This is a genomic window from Sorangium sp. So ce119 (genome assembly GCF_051524405.1).
In the GTDB taxonomy this organism is placed as follows: Bacteria; Myxococcota_A; Polyangia; order Polyangiales; family Polyangiaceae; genus Sorangium; species Sorangium cellulosum_G.
In genome coordinates, this window is record NZ_CP150310.1 from 3068723 (window position 1) to 3089124 (window position 20402).

Consider the following 20402-nt stretch of genomic DNA (forward strand, 5'->3'; position numbering starts at 1 on the left):
AACGAGCGCGCCGGCGCTGACATGCTCCTCGCGCACACACGGGGGGGACGATGGGGGTGCATCACATCGCGCTGGCGACCGGGGACATGGCCGCCACACACCGCTTCTATACCCAGGTCATGGGGTTCCGTCTCGTCAAGGTCATGGCCGTCCCGTACGAGGGCAGCCGCGATGGGGGCTGGGCGAGGCACGCCTTTTATCGGACGAGCGCGTCGGATGGTCCGCTCCTGGCGTTCTGGGATCCGCACGAAACGACGCTGGAGGGGCGCTTCAGGACGGACCTCTCGACAGGGCTGGGGCTGCCGGTGTGGATGAACCATCTGGCCTTCGACGCGCCGACGGCCGAGTTTTACGGCCAGATGCTGGCGCGGTGGCTCTCGCACGGCATGGAGGTGACCGAGATGGATCACGACTTCTGCCGGTCGATCTACACGATGGATCCCAACGGCATCATGGTCGAGTTCTGCCAGACACTCCGTGCCTTCTCGGCCGAGGAGGTGGAGGACGCGGAGCGCGCGCTGCGCGATCCCATGCCGCCGCTCGAGCTGCCGCGGCCCGTGATCGTCCATCGGCCCCAGGTGCGGCGATGAGCGCGCCGCCGATCGACGCGATGCTGGGGCACGGGCGCCGCCCGGCGTCCGCCGGATACTGGCCCTCGCCCGAGGACGATCCGGCCGTCTCGCTCGGGCGGGAGCCGGTCGTGGCCGTGGGGAACGACGGCGCGCTGGTGCGGGGCCTGCTCTGGACGCCGCCGGGCGGCCGGTTCAAGGTGGCGGCGGTGCTCGCGCACCCGCGGGCGGATTTCTCGGTCCATTACCTCTGCCCGCTGCTCGCGGCGCGCGGGATCGCGGCGCTGGGGTTCGCGACGCGCTACGTGAACAACGACACCGACTGTCTGCACGAGAAGGCGGCGCTCGACGTCGAGACCGCGGTGGAGGCGGCGCGGGCGCGGGGCGCGGAGTCCGTGGTGCTGCTCGGCAACTCGGGGGGCGGCTCGCTGCTCGCGCTGGCGGAGGCGGGCGCGGCGGCCGAGGGGCGAAGGCTGGGGGACGCGTTCATCGCGCTGGCGGCGCACCCGGGACAGGGGGTGTTCCTGGAGCAGGCGATCGATCCCTCGGTGGTGGAGGAGGCAGATCCCCTGTCGGTCGATCCGGCGCTCGACATGTACGCGCCGGACAACGGCTGGCGGCCGTGGCCGGAGCCGTGCAGGTACGATCGCGCGTGGCTCGCGCGCTATCGAGCGGCGCAGCGGGCGCGGGTCGCCCGCATCGACGCGATCGCGCGGGCGGCGCTCGAGGCGCAGGCCGAGGCGGAGAGGGCGATGGAGGGGATGGAGGCGCGTCATCCCGACTGGAACCGGCTGCGGCGGCGGAGCGCGCACGGCAGGTACCTGACGGTGTACCGGACGGTGGCAGACCCGGCGTACCTGGATCTGACCATCGAGCCGGATGATCGCGCGATGGGGTCGATCTTCGCGTCGCCGGATCCGTTTCTGGCGAACCATGGATACGGCGGCGTGGCGCGGACGCTGACCGCGCGCGCGTGGCTGTCCACGTGGTCGAGCCTGTCGTCGAGGGCGCGGCTCGCGGACAGCCTGCGCGCGGTGAAGATCCCGACGCTGGTCGTGCACGCGACGGCGGATACGGAGATCCGGCGGCGGCAAGCGCGGGAGATCTTCGAGGCGAGCGCGGCGCCGGACAGGAGCTATGTGGAGCTGCGGGGGGCGACGCACTTCCTCGACGGGCACCGGCAGGCGGCGGCGGAGCTGATCGCGGGGTGGATCCGGGAGCGCCTCGACTAGGGGGTTGCGGGCTCGGGCCGCGAGGCCGTCAGGGCGCGTCAGCGAGCTGCGCTCGGCCGAGGAGGTGAAGGAGCGCCCTCGTGGCAGGGCGCCACGCGATCCGCGCCCCCGAAGAACTCGGCCGCGAGGAGCGACCACGCCCGCGCGTTCTCCGGCGGGCCGCACTTGAACGGCGCCTTGCCGAGCCGCTCGCCGCGGAGCGCCGCCCGTTGCTCGCGGTAGTAGCGGATCGCGAGCTCCGCGGCGTACTCGCCCACGCCGTTGCCCGGCTGGAACGCGTAGTATGTCCCGCCCTTCACGAGCGTCTCGTTCGGCGCGTACGGCGTGAGGCACGAGATCCTCGTCCCGCAGCGCGCGACGATGCCGTCGAAGATCGGCGAGAGCGCCGCCTGCGACCACGCGCCGTGCGCGCTGTCGTTCAGGTGGAAGATCTCGTGGAAGAGCGTCTCCCGCACCGCGTCCGCGGAGCGGTGGAGCGAGCCGGCCAGGTTGTAGGCGACCGTCCAGCCCGTGGCGTAGGCGGAGGGCGTCCGCGCCCGTACGGACCGGAAGTACCGCAGCGCGAGGGCGCGGTGGCGATAGCGTACAGGTGAGCTGGCCGCGGCCGCGAGATCCGCGACGAGCGCGTCGACGTCGGCCATGGCCGCGGCCGTCCACTCGAGGTGGCGGCGCTCCGCGCGCACCGGCAGCTCCGGGACGAGGTGCAGCGTGCCGCGGTAGCCGCCGTCCATCAGGTGCTCCCGCTCCAGCCCGGCGACGCAGCCCGTGCCGTCGAAGAGCGCGGTCGCGCTCGCCGCGGCCTGCACGTCGCCCTGGTAGCGGAGCGCGAGCAGACAGCGGACGCGCTCGTGTTGCGGCGAGGCGGTGCCGGCAGCCCCGGCGTGGCCGCGCCGGCAGGCGTCGATGCCGGCCTGGTGCGCGGCGGCGTCCTCCGGGAACAGGATCGCCTCGGCTTCATCGGCCGAGATGGAGGGGGCCGGCTCGCGCGCGGCCGGGGAGGGGGCGCTGACCTGCGCGCCGCGCGCTGATGCTGCCGCTGCCCCCGTGGAGGCGGCGCTGGCAGGTACAGGGCCTCCCGGGCCAGGAGGCGCGCCGGCCGCCGCGGGCGCCGGCGAGCCCGGAGGCGGCGCTGCGGGGTTGCCGGCAGGCGCCGCGTTGCCCGGGCCGGAGGGGGCACACGCGACCGCGAGCGCCGGCAACGCGAGCGCCAGCGCGGCGAGGAGCGGCAGCGTAGCGTCGGGGCGCATCGTCCCAGGATGCCAGGACGCCGAGCGCCCATCACTACCTGACGCCGCGCGGCCGCCCGCGGCAGGCTCTGCGCGAGCATGGCGTCGGGGAGAGGTCGAGCGCGATGCGTGGAGCAGCGCTCGCGCTACACGGGCGAGCGGGCTGCGTGGTCCATCCGCACGTCGCCTATGTTCGAGATCGGCGTTCATGATGCGTTCGCTCAAGCCATGGCCCCTTCTGCCGTGGTACTGCCTGGGGTAGAGGGAGGACCGCCATGCGCGTGAAGCGCCTCGAGATCCACGACCTGCGCTGCTTCCGGGGCAAGCACGTCCTTGACTTCACCGATCCGGTCACGGGCGATGCGCGGGATCGGGTCGTCCTCGTCGGGAGCAATGGGTCGGGTAAGACGACGGTGTTCGACGTCATCGAGGCCATGCTCGCCTTCGTCGTCGATCCCGAGAGACCGGCGCCCATCCTCGACGAGGCCGGGCTCGTGGCGCTGACGCTCGAGCAACCCTTGAGCAATCTCGTTCAGGGCCAGCAGTACCCGCAACTGATCGTCTACGGGAAGGCATCTTACCGCTCCGACAGCGACGTCCGCGTCACCGGTGGCACAGTCTATCTCAAAATGAACGACGGCGATGCGGCGCGCCGGTGGTCCGAGAACAACTACACCGAAGCTCTACGTCTTCACGCAAAGCAGGTGGAGCAGGGCAGGGCCCAGCCTCTCGGCGGCCTCATCTACTTCCCCCACGACCGCGAGCTCCGCCCTGTCCGCGGTGGCACCATCGAGCCCCCGCCCGCTGACAAGCGGTGGATCTCCCGGTATTCCCCCACGAGCCAGTGGACCGGCTCCCTCGAGCAGCTCTGGGTCTGGCAGAACTATCTCGACCTGGAACGGAAGAGCCGCGGAGAGGACCCCGGGGAGCTCGCGGGGTCGGTCGAGCTTCTCCAGGAAGCGCTCGGTCCCGGGCGCAAGGTCTTCGTTCGCGAGGGAAGGGTGCGCGTGACGGCGCCCTGGAACGACGTGTCGGGTACACCTGCAGAGGTGATGCTCGATCAGCTACCTTCGGGCGAGCGACAGTGCGTGATGCTCCTCGGCGAGATCGCGCGGCGCCAGCGGTCGCACGGCGTCCTGTTCATCGACGAGCCCGAGATCAGCATGCACCCGACCCTGCAGCGTCAGCTCCTCGCTCAGCTACGCCGCGTCGCGCGGCTCCTCGAAATGCAGGTGTTTCTCGCGACGCACTCGCCGGAAATCGTGCGCAGCGTCCCGTCGGTGGAGGTGAAGAGCCTCGATTACCCGGAAAGCCGCTTCGATGTGCCCGACGAGGGCGCATCATGAGCGGTTACAAGAGCCTCGACGAGCTCGAGATTGTCCTGCGGAGCGGCGCCGGAATCGCGATCATCTGCGAAGGCGAGGACTACCGGGAGGACGAGTTCTTCTACAAGGAATGGTTCGGCGATCTCGGACGGATGGTCACGTTTCACGCCCAGGATGGCTGGGAGTGCGTGCAGGATGCCGTGAAGGAGCTCAGGCGCCGCGGCACACCGGTGCCCGTGTACGGCCTTCTCGACAGGGATTTCACGCCGGACGAGGAGCTCGCGCGCCAGTCGGAGCCGTCGTTCGACGGCTCCTGCTATCGCCTCCCTCGTTACGACCTGGAGAGCTACCTGCTCGATCCGGAAGGGTGGCTGGGCGTGCTGCGGAGGGTATTGTGGCGCCGCGAGGGCCGTGTGCCTGAGGAGTGGGACACGGCGCAAGCCGTCGCCGATCGCATCCGCGCGTTCTATCGCGAGGCGCTCCCCATCGCGGCGCACAACTGGACCGTGCGGCGCCTGGCCGAGAGGCATGCAGCGCATTCGAGCTTCGTCGGCCGAAGCTATCTCACCGCCGTGCAGGCGCTCGCGACCGTGAACGCCGAGGACGCGCTCGCGAACTGGGCGAGCGCGTTCGGAGCGCAAGACGCCGCGCGCTAGGTGTACCGAGATCGGCTCTCGTTCCTGCGAGCCCGCGAGGACGACCTCGACGAGCTGCAGAAGCACGTCTCCGGAAAGCTTGTGTTCCAGGAGATCCATCGCTCGATTCCCTGCGCGCGGAAGCGGCCGGACCGTATGGATCTGGCCGAGCGCTACCTTGACCAGTGCCGGGAGCCGCCGCCCGAGCTCGCCGCTCTCCTTCGCCTCATCCTCGCTCGCGCAGAGCGGGAGCGGTCAGGCTAGATCCAGCACGGCAGATTGCTCCCGCGCCCGGCTGACGCTGCGCCCGGATCCATGTGCGTCCGTGGTAGGCCTTCTACGGCACCACCACCGTGTCGTTCGTCTGCAGCGGCAGGTCTCCGCGGAGGTCGCCCTGGCCGACGACCTCCTCGAACACGAACGGAATCCGGCGCTCGCCGTGCGCGTCGCGCCGGACGATCACCACCTCGTCGGGATCGGCGAAGCGCGTGAACCCGCCCGCCAGGGCGAGCGCCTGGAGCACGGTGATCTGCCCCCTCGGCGTGAACTCGCCCGGACGCGACACCTCGCCCATCACGTAGACCCGGTAGCTGTGGAGCTCCGCCACCTCCACGCTCACGACCGGCTTCTCATGGTAGAACCTGGCCGCCTGATTCGCGATCTCCTCGGCGATCCCCATGACGGTGCGCCCCGACGCCATGATGTCGCCGACGAGCGGGATCGTGATGAACCCGTCGGGCCGCACGGTGACGCGGTGGCTCAGCGCCTCGTTCTTCCAGGCGCGCACCTCCAGCACGTCGCCCGGACCGACGGCATAGGCGCTCGTGGCGCGGCGCTCCGCTTCGAAGTCGACCCGCGGCGCGCTCGCGCCGCAGCCCGAGAGCGCCACGAGGACCCCGAGCGCGGAGCAGAGCAGGGCAATCCGGACACAGCGGGAGCACATGCGGTTTCCAGCCTCCTCGACGTGATTGACGTGATTGTCGCGACCGCGTGGTCGACGTGACGGCGCACAGCAAGCCCCGATCCCGCCGCCGCGCCTCGCGCCTGCTCCTCGCGCGCGCACCGGCGCGCTTCCCGCGTGCCGGTCGGACCCACGGTGCTAGATCCGTCGCGCTGAAGGGGGGAATGCGCGCCGCGCCTCATCGCGCCTGCGTCGGGCGCCGCTCCGCGGCCGTCACGAGGGCGCGGCGCGGGCGGCCCGCGCGCGCCGCGCGGCGCGCCACACCATGGCAGCGTGGGTCGTGTGCGCGCTGTGCGCGCTCGTCATCATCAAGCCGCAGGAGTTCATCCCCGAGCTCTCGGGGATTCCGCTCGTGCACGCGGCGTTCGGGCTCACCCTTCTCTGCGTCGCCCTCGACGTCGTGTGGCGGCGGCTCAGGCCGACGCTCGCCCCCCAGATCGTCTATGCGATCGCGTTCCTCGCCTGGGCGGCGCTGACCACCGCGCTCAAGCGCCCGGCCGCGCTCGAGGAGCGCGGCCTGCAGCTCGCGACCGTCGCGGGCCTCTTCCTCGCCGTCGCCTTCGCCGCCGCGTCGCCGCGCGGGCTGCGCGCGCTCGCGATCGCGCTCGTCGGCTGCGCCGTCCTCACCACCGCCGTCGCGATCACGCAGGCGTTTCAGCCCTACGGCTGCATGCTCGCCGCGCCCGATGACTGGGCGGGCAGGGGCGAGCTCGAGCCGGATGGACGCCCGTGCGAGACCAACCTCGACTGCCGCAAGGATGCGCCCGTCCCTGACGGCAACTACCGGTGCGAGCGCCCCGGGCCGCTCGGTACGTCGACCATCGACGGCCGCGTCCGCTACCGCGGCTCGCTCGCCGATCCAAACGAGCTGTCGCTGATGGCGGGCATGTCGATCCCGCTCGCGATCGCGCTCGCGGAGCGGCGCGCCGGCCCGCGCGCGCCCCGCGAGCCGGGCAGCGGCCGCCCGCGTCCGCCGGACAGCGCGCCGCCGGCCGGCGCCGACCCGCGCGCGCCGGCAGCTCCCCGCCGGGCGCGCGCGGCGCCGACGCTGCCTCTCCTGCTCACGGATCGGCTGCTCTCGCGCGTGGCCTCGGCGCTGCGAGCGCTGCCCGTGACGGCGGTCATCGTGGCGATCGGCGCGACGGTCGTCATGTCGCGCTCGCGCTCGGGGCTCATCGTGTACCTGGCGGTCCTCGGGCTCACCTTCATCCGGCGGAGCGGGACCCTGGGCGTCGTCGCCGCCTGCTTCGTGGGGCCGCCCATGCTCCTGCTCGGCGGCCGGAGCGGCGACGAGGCGACCGAGAGCTCGGAGGAGCGCGTGGCGCTGCTCCGCGAGGCCTTCGAGATGATCCGGCGCACGAAGGGGATCGGCGTCGGCGCAGGGCAGTTCGGCGACGAGTCGTCGTTCGGCCTGACGGCCCACAACTCGTACATGCTCGCCGCCGCCGAGACGGGCCTGCTCGGGATGTGCCTGTTCGCGCTCGTCCTCTACGCGTCGCTCAAGGTGCCACTCGTGATCTGGCTCGGCGACATCGAGGTGGGCCCCGCGGCGAGGCGGTTCGCGCCGGCGATCTTCGTGAGCCTGTGCGGCGCGTTGATAGGCATCTTCTTCCTGTCGTGGGCCTACAAGGACGTTCTCTACATGGTGCTCGGCGCCTCCGCCGCGCTGTACGGCGCCGCGCGGGCGGAGGACAGCCGCGTCTCGGTGCGCGTGTCCGCCAGGGAGGCCGCCCTCGTGTGCGGCGGGATGTTCGCGGTGCTCACCTCGCTCAATATCCTTCTGCGGATCCTCGGGTGAGCGCGCGCCGGGCCGCCCGGCGGGCCACCCCCCGCAGGCCGGAGCTGTTCCGGGAGACGGGGAGCCGGCAGACTCCCCGTCTCAGCGCAGCGCCGCGAGGATCGCCTCGCAGAACCGGCGCGCCCCGAGCGGACCGCCGTGCTCCAGGTACAGATACGGCTCGATCAGCTCCACCTCGATGATCTGCAGCCGTCCTTCGCGGACGAATCCATCCACTCGAGCATACGCTGCCTTCCCGGGCAGCAGGTCGAGGGCCGCGGCGGCCTGCCCGAGGAGCGCCGGCGGCGGCTCCCGCGCTGTCACCGTCGCGCCGAACATCGCTTGCGTGCGGAAATCGCCGCGGACAGGCACCTTCACGAGCGCATGGCTGAACACGCCGCCGAAGAAGAGGAGCGACCATTCCCCGTCGCGCAGGATCTCCGGGAAGAACGGCTGTATCAGGAGCCCCGAGTCGCGCAGGATCGTCTCGGCGTGATCGAGCACCCCTTCGGCGTCCAGCGAGCTCGCGCGGAGCGTCCTGTAGGCGCCCGCGGAGATCGCCGGCTTGAGCACGATCTCCCCCCGTCCGAGCGACGAGAGCTCGGCCCGGAGATCGCGATAGGCGCCCCGCTCGACGTACACGAGCGGCGCGACGCTCGCGCCGCCTCGACGCAGCTCGAGGAGATAGCGCTTGTCGCTGTTCCAGCGGATGAGCTCCACCGGGTTCACCAGGCGGGCTCCGAGGCCGCGAAGCCGATCCAGCCATGCAAGGAACTCGGTCGACCGCTCGACGTAATCCCAGCAGGCCTTCGGGAGCACCGCGTCGAAGCGCGCCCAGTCCACCTCGGGATCTCTCCACCTCACCGCCGTCAACTCCGTGTCGAGCCGCGCGAACTCTCGCCGGAGCACCTGGCTCTCGTCCACCACCTCCCGCTGCGCGTCCATGAGCTGTCGATACCCGTCCATCACGGCGTAAGCGATGTTCATCATGCCGTCGTCCCTCGCGTCGCGCCGCGGCGCCCTGGCCGCCAGCTTCTCGCGCGCGTCGCGCGGCCGTCAAGGCCGTCCGGCGGGCTCGGCGCCGTCAGCCACGGGAGCGGCGGCGGCGCCAGCCGGCCAACGGTGGAGCTCGCCCCTCCGTGACGCCGGATCTCGGCTCTCCGAATCCCCATCAGGGACCAGCCTACAACCCGTCCAGCCCTGCCCGGAGCCGCGTCGTGCGCGCCGGGGAGCAGCGCGGTGGGAAGGCTCGCTCGACCCACGACTCGCGGCACAATGCTGTTGCCTCGCGCATCGCATCGTGCTCTTGAAGATACCGTGTCTTCTCTCGCTCAGCAGATCGCCGCGCTCCCTGCTCCTCTCCTCGGCCGCCTCCGGGCGCGCGGGTTCGACCCCGACCGCGTCGCCCGGTGGGCTGCGTCCATCGGCAAGGACCGCGACGCCCGCAACCGCCTCCAGGGCACGGTCGAGCCGCCCGCGCCCGGCGATGTCGTCGACCTGCCCGCCGAGGGCACGCCCGAGCATGCTCGCTGCCGTGAGGCGGGCCTCGACGCGCTCCGCCGCGGCGAGGTCGCCCTCTGCGTCCTCGCCGGCGGGATGGCCACGCGCATGGGCGGCGTGGTCAAGGCGCTCGTGGAGGTGCTGCCGGGCCGGACGTTCCTCGACCTGCGCCTCGCCGAGAGCGACCACCTCCGGCGCGCGACGGGCGTCCCGGTGCCGCTGTGGCTGATGACCAGCGAGGCGACCAACGAGCCGATCCGCGAGGCGCTCGGCCCGCGCCTCGACGAGCAGGGCGATCTCTGCGCCACGTTCGAGCAGCACGTCTCGCTGCGGCTGACCCAGGAAGGTGAGCTGTTCCTCGACGAGGACGGCGAGCCGAGCGTCTACGCCACCGGCCACGGCGACCTCCCGGACGCGCTCCGGGAGAGCGGCATCCTCGGCCGCTTCATCGCCCGCGGCGGCAAGACGGTGTGGATCGCCAACCTCGACAACCTCGGCGCGACGGTGGATCCGGTCATCCTCGGCTGGCACCTCGGCCACGGCGGGCCCCTCACGGTCGAGGTGGTCGACAAGGGCGGCGACAAGGGCGGCGGCCCGATGCGATGGAACGGCCGCTCGGTGATGGCGGAGGACTTCCGGCTGCCGACCAGCTTCGACCCGAAGGTCGTGCCCGTCTTCAACACCAACACCTTCCTGGCCAGCGCCGAGGCGCTCAGCGCGCTCGCGATGGACTGGGTCTACGTGGAGGTCGAGAAGAACGTGGGCGACCGCAAGGCGATCCAGTTCGAGCGCATCCTGAACGAGATCACCTTCGGCCTCCCGGCCAGGTTCCTGCGCGTGCCGCGCGAGGGCCTCGCGGCCCGGTTCCTCCCCGTCAAGGACGTCGAGGAGCTGGAGCGGCGGAGGCCGGCGATCGAGGCGATCGCCCGGGCGCGGGGCTTCCTCGGCTGAGCTGAGCCGAGGAGCGCCGCCTGCGAGATATGAGCGAACTCCAGACAGCTTCTCTCGATGCGGCGACCTCGTCCGACGCCTCGTTGCTGTCCAACCTTCTCGAGCTGTACATTCACGATCTCAGCGACGTGTTCCCCGGTATCGAGCTGGGGGCGGACGGGCGCTTCGGCTACCCCAGGCTTCCTCTCTACTGGTCCGAGCGCGATCGGCGGTTCGCCTTCATCATCCGATGCGGCGGGCGCGTCGCGGGCTTCGTCCTGGCGACGCGCGGTTCACCTGCAGCGGAGGACCCGGACGTCCTCGATATCGCCGAGTTCTTCGTCCTCCGTGCCTACCGCCGTTCCGGTGTGGGTCGTCGGGCAGCCTTCCTGCTGTGGAGCGGTCTTCCCGGCGCGTGGACGGTGCGCGTCTCCGAGGGGAACCGGGGTGCTCTCGCGTTCTGGGGCGGCGTCATCGCGGAGTTCACCAGCGGCGCTGCGACAGAGTCCACGCGTCCAGGCCAGCCGAACGCCTGGCGGGTGTTCTCCTTCGAGAGCGCGCCGGGTCGCGTCACCGTCTGATTGATTCCGCGGCGCGGCGGCGCTGCGGCAGCGTGCCAGGAAGACAGAATTTGTGCCAGGCTGTGCCGAGCCTCTCGTCGCGGAGACGCTGAATTCCTGCGGAACTGCCGCTGGTACATCTGCTGCTACGACGCGGTTTCATGTCCAACACGCCCCCCTCTCCGGCTCACTTCCGAAGCGCGTTCGCTCATCATCTGACACGCGCGATCCTCGCCACGGCGACGCTCGGCGTTGCTGCTGGAGGCGCCGCCTGCAGCGCCAACGTCATCCACGATCGCCCCTCCGGCGAGGGCGGCGGCGGGCGCAGCGACGATGGCTCGGGAGCGCCCGGAGGGATGGGCGGTGAGGGAGCGCAAGGCGGCCACAATCCCGAGGTCGTCACGTCGGTCCAGGCGGGCGGCGTCTCGTGGACGGAGGAAGGAACGGTGTGTGTCGCGCCAGAGCTCCTGGGCGAGGGAGGGCAGGGCGGCGCGGGTGGCTCCGGCGGCGCGGGTGGCTCCGGCGGCGCAGGCGGCTCCGGCGGCGCAGGGGGCTCCGGCGGCGCGTACACGGGCGCATGTCCTGAGTTCGACCCCATGGACCCGGACGTCCCCAGGCCGCCCGCCGGGTGCTGGTACAGCAGCCTCGGCGGCGGTGTCCCGCGAGGCGGCCAGTGCTGCTACGAGTTCACCGCGAGCTGCGGCGGCTCGGGCCGCCCGTTCCTCGTGGGCGAGCGCGCCCGCACCGCGCGGGCGCAGCGGCGCGCGGCGGGCGCATGGGGGGCTGCCGCGGCGCGTCCGGACGTCGCGCCGCTCACGCCGGCGACCCGCGCTGCGCTGGCCGAGGCGTGGCTCCGCGACGCCTTGCTCGAGCACGCATCGGTCGCCTCGTTCTCGCGGTTCGCGCTGGAGATGATGGCGGTCGGGGCCCCCGCCGAGATGCTCGACGCCGCGCACGAGGCCGCGCGCGACGAGGTGCGGCACGCCGCGCTCTGCTTCGGGCTGGCGAGCGCCTACGCGGGCGCGGCCCTCGAGCCGATGCCGTTCGCGTTCGGCGGCCGCGTCGAGGTCACCTCGGACCTCGCCGAGCTCGCGGCGCGCGCCGTCCACGAGGGCTGCGTCGGCGAGACGCTCGCCGCCGTGCAGGCCAGCGAGCAGCTCGCGCACGCCACCGACGCCGCGGTCCGGAGCGCCCTCGCCGCGATCGCCGAGGACGAGGCCCGGCACGCCGAGCTCGCGTGGCGCTTCGTCGCCTGGGCGCTCCAGACCGGCGGCGACGCCGTGCGCCGCGCGGTCTCCGCGGCCTTCGAGGCGGCCCTCGCCGCGCCCGAGCCGGCCGCCGCGGCGTCGGACGCCCCTGCGGCCGCCCTCGCCGCGCACGGGCGCCCCGACGACGCCGTCCTCGCCGCCTCCCGGCGCTGCGCGATCGCAGACGTCATCGACCCCGCCATGCGCGCGCTGCTGGCCGCCTGATACCGCGGGTCAGAGTCCCGCCAGTGTTCCGGACTCAGCTCGGCGGCCAGCTTTCGGTGCGCCTCGCTTTCGGTGCGCCTCGAGGACCGGCGCCCTTGACTCCGGAAGCCGGGGGGTCTACTGCATTCGTGCATCGAGATACAGGGATGCATGGGTCTGTCCGAGTACATCGAGACGCTGAACCTCCTCGGGGACGAGAGCCGGATACGGCTCTGCGTGCTCCTCCGCGAGCGCGAGCTGCGGGTGACGGATCTGGTCCGCGTCACGGGCATCGCGCAGTCGCGCGTCTCGACGCACCTTGGGCGGCTTCGCGAGGCAGGGTTCGTCCGGGATCGACGCCAGGGACCGCAGTCGTTCTACACGCTCGCGGTCGATTCCCTGCCCGGGACCGCGAAGGCGCTCCTCGATGACGCCACGAGATCGGCTGACCCGACCCTGGAAGGCGACCAGCGGCGCCTCCTGGAGCTCGACGCCGAGCGGCGCGGTGGCCTCCCGGAGTCCTTCGCCGGCGAGATGGAGAGGCGCTACTCCCCAGGCCGCACGTGGCAGTCGCTCGCGGCCGGCATCGCCGCGTTGCTGCGCCTCGGCGACGTCCTCGACGTCGGCTCGGGCGACGGCGCGGCGGCGGGCTCCCTCGCACCTTACTGCCGCTCGCTCACGTGCATCGACTCGAGCAGCCGGATGATCGAATCCGCGAAAGAGCGATTCTCGACCCAGCCCCACGTCCGCGCCCTGGTCGCCGATGTCCACGACCTGCCGTTCGGAGACGCGTCCTTCGACTCGGTCCTCGTGTTCCACACGCTGACCTATGCCGAGCGCCCGGCGCGGGCGCTGGAAGAGTGCGCCCGCGTGCTCCGCCCGGGCGGACGGCTGGTGATCCTGTCGCTCGACGCGCACCAGCAGCCGGAGGTCACCGCCCCCTACGGCGAGCGCCACCCCGGCTTCTCGCCCTCCGACATCCGCGCCATGCTCACCCGCGTGAGGCTCGATGTCGTCGCGTCCGACGTCGCCTGCCGCGAGGCGAAAAAGCCACATTTCCAGGTCGTGCTCGCCATCGCCGACAAGCCGACCCCGGATCCCTCCAAGAGCGTCAAGCGAGTCTGATCATGTTGCCCAACAACCCCGCGCCTCCCCTTCATCCACTCCAGAAGCTCCTCCAGAGCCGCATCGCCATCATCGACGGGGCGATGGGGACGACCATCCGCACCTATGGGATGAAGGAAGCGGACATCCGGGGCAAGCGATTCGCGGACTCGAAGAAAGACCTGCTGAACAACGGCGATCTGTTCACGCTCACGCAGCCGGAGATGATCTGCGATATCCACCGGCGGTTCCTCGAGGCCGGCGCGGACATCATCGAGACGAACACCTTCGGCGCGACCAGCATCACCCAGAGCGAGTTCTTCGTGGACGACCCGCGGGAGCACGGCGGGCGGAAAGATCCAGCCTTCTATCAACGGATCATCGACGACCCGTTCCTCAACGACCTCGCCTGGGAGATCAATGAACAGTCCGCGCGGCAGTGCCGCGAATGGGCGGATCGCGTGGCGAACGCCGACGGGCGGCAGCGGTTCGTCGCGGGCGCCATCGGCCCGCTCACGGTCTCCCTGTCCAGCTCCCCGGACGCCGACGACCCCGGTTTCCGCGTCGTGACGTTCGATCAGGTCAAACAAGCGTACCTCCACCAGGTCCGCGCCTTGATCGCCGGCGGCTCCGACGTGCTGCTGGTCGAGACCATCTTCGACTCGCTCAACGCGAAGGCCGCGCTCGTCGCCATTCGAGAGGTGTTCGACAAGGACGGCAAAACTCTGCCGGTGATGATCTCGGCGGCGGTCGGGCGCGGCGGAGAGACGATGATCTCCGCGCAGACGGTCGAGGCATTCTGGAACGCGGTGAAGCACGTGAACCCGCTCGCCGTCGGTCTGAACTGCTCGCTCGGCCCGGACGTGATGTATCCGTTCCTCGCCGACCTCTCGGAGAAATCCAGCGCCGCGATATCCTGCTACCCGAACGCCGGCATGCCAAACCCGCTCTCGCCCACGGGCTTCGATCTGGAGCCGGCGGACATGGCGCGCCACATCGGCGGCTTCGTGGAGGCAGGCCTCCTCAACATCGCCGGCGGCTGCTGCGGCAACACGCCCGAGCACATCGCGGCCATCGCCAAGGCGATCGCCGGCAAGCCCCCGCGCGCCCTCGACCCGAAGGCTTCCCGTGACACCCGGCCCGGCGGCGCGCCCTCGTCAGGCCCGCCGATCCCCCTGCGCCTGTCCGGCTCGCAGCCGTTCACGCAGCAGCCCGGCGTTTACATGATCCTGGGCGAGCGCACCAACGTCGCCGGGTCGCCGAAGTTCGCGAAGCTCATCAAGGAAGGGAAGTTCGAAGAAGCGGTGAGCGTGGCGCGCCAGCAGGTCGAGAACGGCGCCAATGTCGTCGACATCTGCATGGACGAGGGCATGATCGACGGCGTCTCCGCGATGACGCGCTTCTTGCTGCTCCTGGCCAGCGAGCCCGAGGTGGCGAAGGTCCCGTTCATGGTGGACTCTTCGAAATGGGAGGTCATCGAGGCAGGCCTCAGGTGCATGCAAGGCAAGGGCATCGTGAACTCGATCTCCCTCAAGGAGGGTGAGGCGAAGTTCCGCGAGAACGCGAAGACCATCCTCAAGTACGGCGCCGCCGTCGTGGTCATGGCCTTTGACGAGCAAGGGCAGGCCGCCACCTACCAGGACAAGATCCGGATCTGCGAGCGCGCGTATCATATCCTCGTCGACGAGGTGGGGTTTCCTCCCGAGGACATCATCTTCGATCCGAACATCCTCACGGTCGCCACCGGCATGGAGGAGCACAACAACTACGCCGTCGACTTCATCGAGGCCACCCGCTGGATCAAGGCAAACCTGCCGCACGCCAAGGTGAGTGGCGGCGTGTCCAATATCTCGTTCAGCTTTCGCGGGAACAACCGGGTGCGCGAGGCCATGCACTCGGCGTTCCTCTATCATGCCATCCAGGCCGGCATGGACATGGGCATCGTCAACGCGGGCATGCTCGAGGTGTATGAGGAGATCGAGCCGGAGCTCCGCGAGCTCGTCGAGGACGTCCTGCTCAACCGGCGTCCGGACGCCACGGAGCGGCTGGTCGATTTCGGCGAAGCGCTGAAGGCCAAGAACGCCGGCGCCGCCGCGACCGAGAAGAAAGAAGAGGAGTGGCGCAAAGGCACCGTCGAGGAGCGGCTGTCGTACGCGCTGGTCAAGGGCATCGATACGCACATCGACGTCGACACCGAGGAAGCGCGCGCCAAGCTCGGCCGTCCGCTCGCCGTGATCGAGGGCCCGCTGATGGACGGAATGGGCATCGTCGGAGATCTCTTCGGCGCCGGTAAGATGTTCCTTCCGCAGGTGGTGAAATCGGCGCGCGTGATGAAGAAGGCCGTCGCGTACCTCACGCCGTTCATGGAGGCGGAGAAAGCGGCGATGGCCGCCGCTGGACAGGCCGTGAAGACGCAGGGGAAAATCGTCCTCGCCACGGTGAAGGGCGATGTCCATGACATCGGCAAGAACATCGTGGGCGTCGTGCTCGCGTGCAACAACTACGAGGTGATCGACATGGGCGTCATGGTCCCGTGCGAGAAGATCCTCGAGCGCGCCAGGCAGGAGAAGGCGGATCTGATCGGCCTGAGCGGGCTGATCACGCCGTCGCTCGACGAGATGATCCACGTCGCCCGCGAGATGGAGCGGCAGAACTTCAAGCTGCCGCTCTTGATCGGCGGGGCGACGACCAGCAAGGCGCACACCGCCGTGAAGGTGGCCCCGCATTACAGCGAGCCGGTCGTGCATGTGGTCGACGCGAGCCGCGCCGTGCCCGTCACGACGAGCCTGCTGAGCGATGAGGGCAAGCCGGCGTTCGTCGCCCAGCACCGCGCCGAGTACGAGAAGCTCCGGCGGCTCCACTCGGCGCCGAAGCACAAGCTCGTCCCCATCGAGGCCGCGCGCGCGAACCGGACGCGGATCGACTGGCGCGCCGAGGATCTGCCGGTGCCTGAGTTCATCGGCGCGCGCGTGCTCGAGGACTTCCCGCTCGCCACCTTGCGCGAGTACATCGACTGGACGCCGTTCTTCCACACGTGGGAGCTGAAGGGCGTCTATCCGCGGATCCTGGAGCACGAGAAATACGGCGAGCAGGCGCGCCAGCTCTACTCCGAGGCGAACGCGCTGCTCGACATGATCATCGAGAAGAGGCTGCTGACGGCGCGCGGCGTGTATGGCTTCTTCGCCGCGAGCGCCGTGGGCGACGACGTGGAGGTTTACACGGACGCGACGCGCAAGGAGGTGCTCGAACGGTTTCACTTCCTGCGCCAGCAGACGGCGAAGGAGAACGGCGAGCCGAACCGGTCGCTCGCTGATTTCATCGCGCCCAGGGAGACCGGCCTCCCGGACCACATCGCCGGTTTCGCGGTGACCACCGGCATCGGCCTGAAGGAGCTGTGCGAGCGCTTCAGGGCGAGCTACGACGACTACAACGCCATCATGGCCGAGGCGATCGCCGATCGCCTGGCCGAGGCGTTCGCCGAGTGCCTGCACAAGCGGGTGCGCGACGAGTGGGGCTATGGCCGGCAGGAAGACCTGACCAAGAGCGAGCTCATCGAGGAGAAATACCGCGGCATCAGGCCGGCCGCGGGGTACCCGGCGTGCCCGGATCACACAGAGAAAGGCACGCTCTGGCGGCTGCTCGACGTCGAGAAGAGCACCGGCATCCGGATCACCGAGTCGTTCGCGATGTGGCCCGGATCGAGCGTGAGCGGCCTGTACTTCGCGCACCCGCAGGCCCGGTACTTCACCCTTGGAAAGATCGATCGTGACCAGGTGGTCGACTACCACGCGCGCAAGGGGTTGACGGTCGCGGAGGTCGAGCGCTGGCTCGGCCCGAACCTCAACTACGACGCATCGAGCTAGTACCTCGTCACCCAGGGACGAACCGGCCGAGCGCGGGAGGGCCCGACCATCTGCGTCCCTCTCGAGAGAGCCATGGTCGCCGGACAGGACCCCACGTCGGATTTCCCTTCGCCTGTCCGGTCGCTCGGCACGACGACCTTCATCGCCGTCGCAACGGTCTTCGCTGCCTCGCCCAGCGCGTCGCCCCGATGATCACAAGACGTTACTCGCTGCCGGGCGACATTCGCGACGCGACCTGCACGACCACTTCACGTGCTCCATGGTACCTGGCGAGCGGCGCTGTGGCCGGCAGTGGCGTGATTTTGCTTTGCCTGCCGGGCGAGCTCTGGGCGAGAATACAGCATGCTCGAACGGGCGGATGGCACTCCGGCGTTGCGCAGTCATGGCGTCCCCGAGATCTCCGCCTGTACACGCCGCGCGCGAGCGGGCGCTCGACGCAGGCTGGGCGCGTTGCTCGAGAAGGGGCTCGCGAAGGGCTCGGCGCTCGCCGTCGCCGGGCTCCTCGTCGCGTGCGGTCAGCCCTCGGAGGAGCGTGCTGCGGAGTCCGCGTCCGGCAGCGGCGGCGCGGGGGCGGCCACCGCAGGCACCGGCGCGCTCGTGGGCGCCGGTTCCAGCGGAGGAGCGACGGGCACCACGGCGAGCGCGGGCCCCTCGGCGAGCGGCACGGGCGGCGGTCCAGGCGCCTGCCAGGAGGGCACGGCGAGCACGACGTGGGCGACGAGCTGCCAGGCCACGCGGGAGAGCTGCGCGGCAGGCACGTGGAGGGCGCCGCGCGACGGCGGCGAGACGGGCGCGCCCCTGCGCCACGAGTCCGAGCACTTCGCCATCTACTGGCCAGAGGGCACCGACATCACGCTGAGCCAGGCGGAAGCGGCCGCGGAGACGCTCGAGAGCATCTGGAGCGCGTACTTCGGCAGCCCGATCTTCTTCCCCGAGCCGTACTGCGGCTCGGCAGACAAGTGGAAGGCCGCGGTCCACTTCGACAACGACTTCCCGCTCTGGGGAGGCGGCTGGACCCGTAACGGCATCAGCTACATGGGGATGTGGATCGGCCCCGGCGCCGCGAGGGATCGGTGGGGGCTCGCCCACGAGTTCATGCACGGCGTTCAGTCGACGACCCCGGCGTTCCCGGAGTGCGGCGGCGCCGGCTGCTGGATCTTCGAGAGCCACGCGAACTGGATGCCGCACCAGATCTGGCGGGACGACGTGCACTGCTCGGAGATGCTGCCGAACATGCCGCACCTCTATTACGGCAACACGCGCGACCGTTACTGCAACTGGCAGTTCTTCGAGTTCTTGAAGGACAAGCACTGCTATGGCGCCGTCAATGACATGTGGGCCTTCGAGGCCCCGAGCGGCCAGCGCGACCCGTGGCAGAAGCTCATGCTGAGCCGGGGGTGGGACATCGAGCAGCTCAACGACCTGTTCGGCGAGTGGGCGATGCACAACATCACCTGGGATTACAAGGACCCGCCGCCCACCGACGGGGCCGATCGAGCCAGCGTGTATCGCCAGGCGTACGGGTCGATCGAGACCGATCCGACCTCGCGCGGCCGCACGGAGCGGCGGCTGCGGCTCACCCGGCTCGAGGCGCTCGACGCGGACTGGGCCCAGGACCGCCGCTTCGTCTCGCCGTACCACTGGGCGCCGCAGCGCTGGGGGTACAACGTCGTGCGCCTGCACCCGGAGCCGGAAGCGACCAGCGTGGAGGTGGAGTTCCGGGGTGTCACGCAGGCCGATGCAAAGTCCGGGTGGCGCTGGGGGCTGGTGGCGACCGATCCGGATCTCACCAGGGCGCGCTACAGCCCGCTGCAGCGAGGGGCCGACGGCGCGCTGAGCTTCTGCGTCAACCCGGGCGAGAACGTCTACCTGGTCGTGGTCGCGACGCCGACCGAATACCAGAAGCTGGTCTGGACGAATCCTTCCGACGGGCCGGCATACCCGTCGATCTATCGCTATCCGTACATGGTGCAGGTGGACGGGGCCTGGCCTGCAGGGTTCCAGGACGGTCAGGTCGAGGCGTGTCCGGCGGGCACGGAGAGGCATTCGAACGGCGGCGGCTGCGCGCCCCCGGGCACGCCGTCGAGCGTGTATGTCGGCCCGTACGCCAGGATCCTCGGCGGCGAGGTGAGCGGCGATGTGCGCGTCGAGGATCACGCGACCATCGTCAACGGGACGATCTCCGGCGGTCGGATCGGGGCGCTCAGCCTGGTCGGGCAGGGCGGAGCGGGCACTCAGGCGCGCGCCTTCGACGTGAGCGGCTCGGCGGTCGTGCAGACGACGTTCTATCCGCTCGGCTGGTTCGGCGGCGGCCAGTCCGTCTCCGGGACCGCGCGGCTGCTCGGGGATGTCGAGTTCGTCGCCACGTCGAAGTCGAGCAATACATTCTACGGATTCGTCCCCGGCGACTGGACCGGCGTCTCGTCCGTGACCGAGGTGACGGTCGCGCCGCCGTACGCCTGGCGGCCGTGATGCCGCGGCCAGCGCTCGGCGTCAGGCGCGCCGCGGTTCCTCGGGGGTGGGGGAGCGACGGCCCGCAGCTCGACCCCGCGCTCGGGGGCTCGCTCCCGCGGGCGAGGGCCCCGCTCGGGCTCGCCGGCCTGGGCCCGTGGCGCTGCTCGCCGCGCGTCCTCCGCCTGATCGTCGCGCTCGCGCTCTCGAGCGGAGAGATCGGCGTCCTGGTGAGCGCCGCGGTCGGAAGGGAGGACGGCGCGGTCGCGGAGGAGCCGTCCGGCGAGGCGCTGCGCGTTCTCATCGACGCCGTGCTGACGAACGCCCGCGCGGCGCGGCGGCTTGCGCGCGCGCTCGACGCCGCGCTGGTCGGCGAGGCGTCCGGCTACCGGGGGCTCTGCGTCTCGGAGCTCGCGGGGCGCTGGGCTCTCGCGCGCGCCACAGCGCCGGCGCGGGACGCGGCGGCGCTCCTCTGGGCGAGCGCGCGGACGCCGGGCTCGCCGATGCGCTTCCTCGAAGAGCGCATCGCCGACGATATCGAGCTCCGCGCGCTACGGGCCATGGCAACGTCGATGAGGGCGGCGGGCGCGCCGTGTTGGACCGATACGACGCGCCCGACGCGCCGCTCGAACGAGCGACGGGGCGAACGAGGCCTCGGAGCGGTCGCCCTCGCCGGGAGAGGGCGGTAGCGGGCTTCACCGCGGCTGGAGCGCGTCGCGCAGCGGCCTGACAGCGGAGCCGGCTCCCCGTGGTTGGCGTGTCAGCCCGGTGAGAGGGCACGCCGCTGGTCAACCTGGGTGGGACCGCGCCTCGCCCCT

At 70.9% G+C, this 20402-nt stretch carries 15 protein-coding genes; 12 read left to right on the forward strand and 3 right to left on the reverse strand.

The window, feature by feature from the left end; translation table 11 throughout:
- The first annotated feature begins 50 nt into the window (after positions 1-50).
- Complete coding sequence (locus WME76_RS11655; RefSeq protein WP_437960209.1) at positions 51-590, forward strand: VOC family protein; 540 nt, start codon at positions 51-53, stop codon at positions 588-590.
- Complete coding sequence (locus tag WME76_RS11660; RefSeq protein ID WP_437960210.1) at positions 587-1801, forward strand: alpha/beta hydrolase; 1215 nt, start codon at positions 587-589, stop codon at positions 1799-1801. The genes WME76_RS11655 and WME76_RS11660 overlap by 4 nt, the downstream gene beginning before the upstream one ends.
- A 38-nt stretch (positions 1802-1839) precedes the next feature.
- Here WME76_RS11660 and WME76_RS11665 read toward each other — a convergent pair whose 3' ends face one another.
- Positions 1840-3048 (reverse strand): hypothetical protein, encoded by a 1209-nt coding sequence (locus WME76_RS11665; RefSeq protein ID WP_437960211.1) that lies wholly within the window; start codon positions 3046-3048, stop codon positions 1840-1842.
- A 254-nt stretch (positions 3049-3302) separates the two neighbouring features.
- Here WME76_RS11665 and WME76_RS11670 point away from each other — a divergent pair, with 254 nt between their 5' ends.
- Together WME76_RS11670 and WME76_RS11675 are read left to right on the forward strand one after the other, a co-directional pair.
- The gene (locus WME76_RS11670) at positions 3303-4373 is read left to right on the forward strand and encodes an AAA family ATPase (protein ID WP_437960212.1); all 1071 of its coding nucleotides are present in this window, start codon (positions 3303-3305) and stop codon (positions 4371-4373) included.
- Positions 4370-5008, forward strand: a complete 639-nt coding sequence (locus WME76_RS11675; RefSeq protein ID WP_437960213.1) for a hypothetical protein — start codon at positions 4370-4372, stop codon at positions 5006-5008. The genes WME76_RS11670 and WME76_RS11675 overlap by 4 nt, the downstream gene beginning before the upstream one ends.
- Before the next feature lie 316 nt (positions 5009-5324).
- Here WME76_RS11675 and WME76_RS11680 read toward each other — a convergent pair whose 3' ends face one another.
- Positions 5325-5930 carry a polysaccharide biosynthesis/export family protein gene (locus tag WME76_RS11680; protein ID WP_437960214.1) on the reverse strand — a complete coding sequence of 202 codons (606 nt, stop codon included), beginning with the start codon at positions 5928-5930 and terminating at the stop codon, positions 5325-5327.
- A gap of 283 nt (positions 5931-6213) precedes the next feature.
- Between WME76_RS11680 and WME76_RS11685 the strand changes: the two genes are divergently transcribed.
- Positions 6214-7746: an O-antigen ligase family protein gene (locus WME76_RS11685; RefSeq protein WP_437960215.1), complete on the forward strand. Its 1533-nt coding sequence runs from the start codon at positions 6214-6216 to the stop codon at positions 7744-7746.
- Between the two features lie 81 nt (positions 7747-7827).
- Here the strand turns inward: WME76_RS11685 and WME76_RS11690 are convergent, their stop codons facing one another.
- The gene (locus WME76_RS11690) at positions 7828-8715 is read right to left on the reverse strand and encodes an ATP-grasp domain-containing protein (protein WP_437960216.1); all 888 of its coding nucleotides are present in this window, start codon (positions 8713-8715) and stop codon (positions 7828-7830) included.
- Positions 8716-9042: 327 nt separating this feature from the next.
- Here WME76_RS11690 and WME76_RS11695 point away from each other — a divergent pair, with 327 nt between their 5' ends.
- The 7 genes from WME76_RS11695 to WME76_RS11725 all read left to right on the forward strand — a co-directional run bounded on the left by WME76_RS11695 (position 9043) and on the right by WME76_RS11725 (position 20273).
- A complete protein-coding gene (locus tag WME76_RS11695; protein ID WP_437960217.1) occupies positions 9043-10176 on the forward strand; it encodes a UTP--glucose-1-phosphate uridylyltransferase in 1134 nt (377 codons plus the stop codon).
- A 29-nt stretch (positions 10177-10205) separates the two neighbouring features.
- Positions 10206-10736: a GNAT family N-acetyltransferase gene (locus WME76_RS11700; RefSeq protein ID WP_437960218.1), complete on the forward strand. Its 531-nt coding sequence runs from the start codon at positions 10206-10208 to the stop codon at positions 10734-10736.
- 140 nt (positions 10737-10876) lie between these two features.
- Positions 10877-12187 carry a ferritin-like domain-containing protein gene (locus WME76_RS11705; RefSeq protein WP_437960219.1) on the forward strand — a complete coding sequence of 437 codons (1311 nt, stop codon included), beginning with the start codon at positions 10877-10879 and terminating at the stop codon, positions 12185-12187.
- Between the two features lie 150 nt (positions 12188-12337).
- Positions 12338-13291: a metalloregulator ArsR/SmtB family transcription factor gene (locus tag WME76_RS11710; protein ID WP_437960220.1), complete on the forward strand. Its 954-nt coding sequence runs from the start codon at positions 12338-12340 to the stop codon at positions 13289-13291.
- Positions 13292-13293: 2 nt separating this feature from the next.
- A complete protein-coding gene (gene metH / locus WME76_RS11715; RefSeq protein ID WP_437960221.1) occupies positions 13294-17133 on the forward strand; it encodes a methionine synthase in 3840 nt (1279 codons plus the stop codon).
- A gap of 342 nt (positions 17134-17475) precedes the next feature.
- Entirely contained in the window at positions 17476-19605 is a 2130-nt protein-coding gene (locus WME76_RS11720; RefSeq protein ID WP_437960222.1) for a DUF6055 domain-containing protein, read from the forward strand.
- Positions 19602-20273 (forward strand): hypothetical protein, encoded by a 672-nt coding sequence (locus tag WME76_RS11725; RefSeq protein ID WP_437960223.1) that lies wholly within the window; start codon positions 19602-19604, stop codon positions 20271-20273. The genes WME76_RS11720 and WME76_RS11725 overlap by 4 nt, the downstream gene beginning before the upstream one ends.
- Positions 20274-20402 lie beyond the last annotated feature (129 nt).

What these genes read in the sequence shown, in the direction of transcription:
- WME76_RS11675 (WP_437960213.1), top strand. Translation starts at nt 4,370, where the DNA reads ATGAGCGGTTACAAGAGCCTCGACGAGCTCGAGATTGTCCTGCGGAGC.
- WME76_RS11685 (WP_437960215.1), top strand. Translation starts at nt 6,214, where the DNA reads ATGGCAGCGTGGGTCGTGTGCGCGCTGTGCGCGCTCGTCATCATCAAG.
- WME76_RS11705 (WP_437960219.1), top strand. Translation starts at nt 10,877, where the DNA reads ATGTCCAACACGCCCCCCTCTCCGGCTCACTTCCGAAGCGCGTTCGCT.
- metH (WP_437960221.1), top strand. Translation starts at nt 13,294, where the DNA reads ATGTTGCCCAACAACCCCGCGCCTCCCCTTCATCCACTCCAGAAGCTC.
- WME76_RS11680 (WP_437960214.1), bottom strand. Translation starts at nt 5,930, where the DNA reads ATGTGCTCCCGCTGTGTCCGGATTGCCCTGCTCTGCTCCGCGCTCGGG.
- WME76_RS11655 (WP_437960209.1), top strand. Translation starts at nt 51, where the DNA reads ATGGGGGTGCATCACATCGCGCTGGCGACCGGGGACATGGCCGCCACA.
- WME76_RS11720 (WP_437960222.1), top strand. Translation starts at nt 17,476, where the DNA reads ATGCTCGAACGGGCGGATGGCACTCCGGCGTTGCGCAGTCATGGCGTC.
- WME76_RS11710 (WP_437960220.1), top strand. Translation starts at nt 12,338, where the DNA reads ATGGGTCTGTCCGAGTACATCGAGACGCTGAACCTCCTCGGGGACGAG.
- WME76_RS11665 (WP_437960211.1), bottom strand. Translation starts at nt 3,048, where the DNA reads ATGCGCCCCGACGCTACGCTGCCGCTCCTCGCCGCGCTGGCGCTCGCG.
- WME76_RS11660 (WP_437960210.1), top strand. Translation starts at nt 587, where the DNA reads ATGAGCGCGCCGCCGATCGACGCGATGCTGGGGCACGGGCGCCGCCCG.
- WME76_RS11670 (WP_437960212.1), top strand. Translation starts at nt 3,303, where the DNA reads ATGCGCGTGAAGCGCCTCGAGATCCACGACCTGCGCTGCTTCCGGGGC.
- WME76_RS11700 (WP_437960218.1), top strand. Translation starts at nt 10,206, where the DNA reads ATGAGCGAACTCCAGACAGCTTCTCTCGATGCGGCGACCTCGTCCGAC.
- WME76_RS11690 (WP_437960216.1), bottom strand. Translation starts at nt 8,715, where the DNA reads ATGATGAACATCGCTTACGCCGTGATGGACGGGTATCGACAGCTCATG.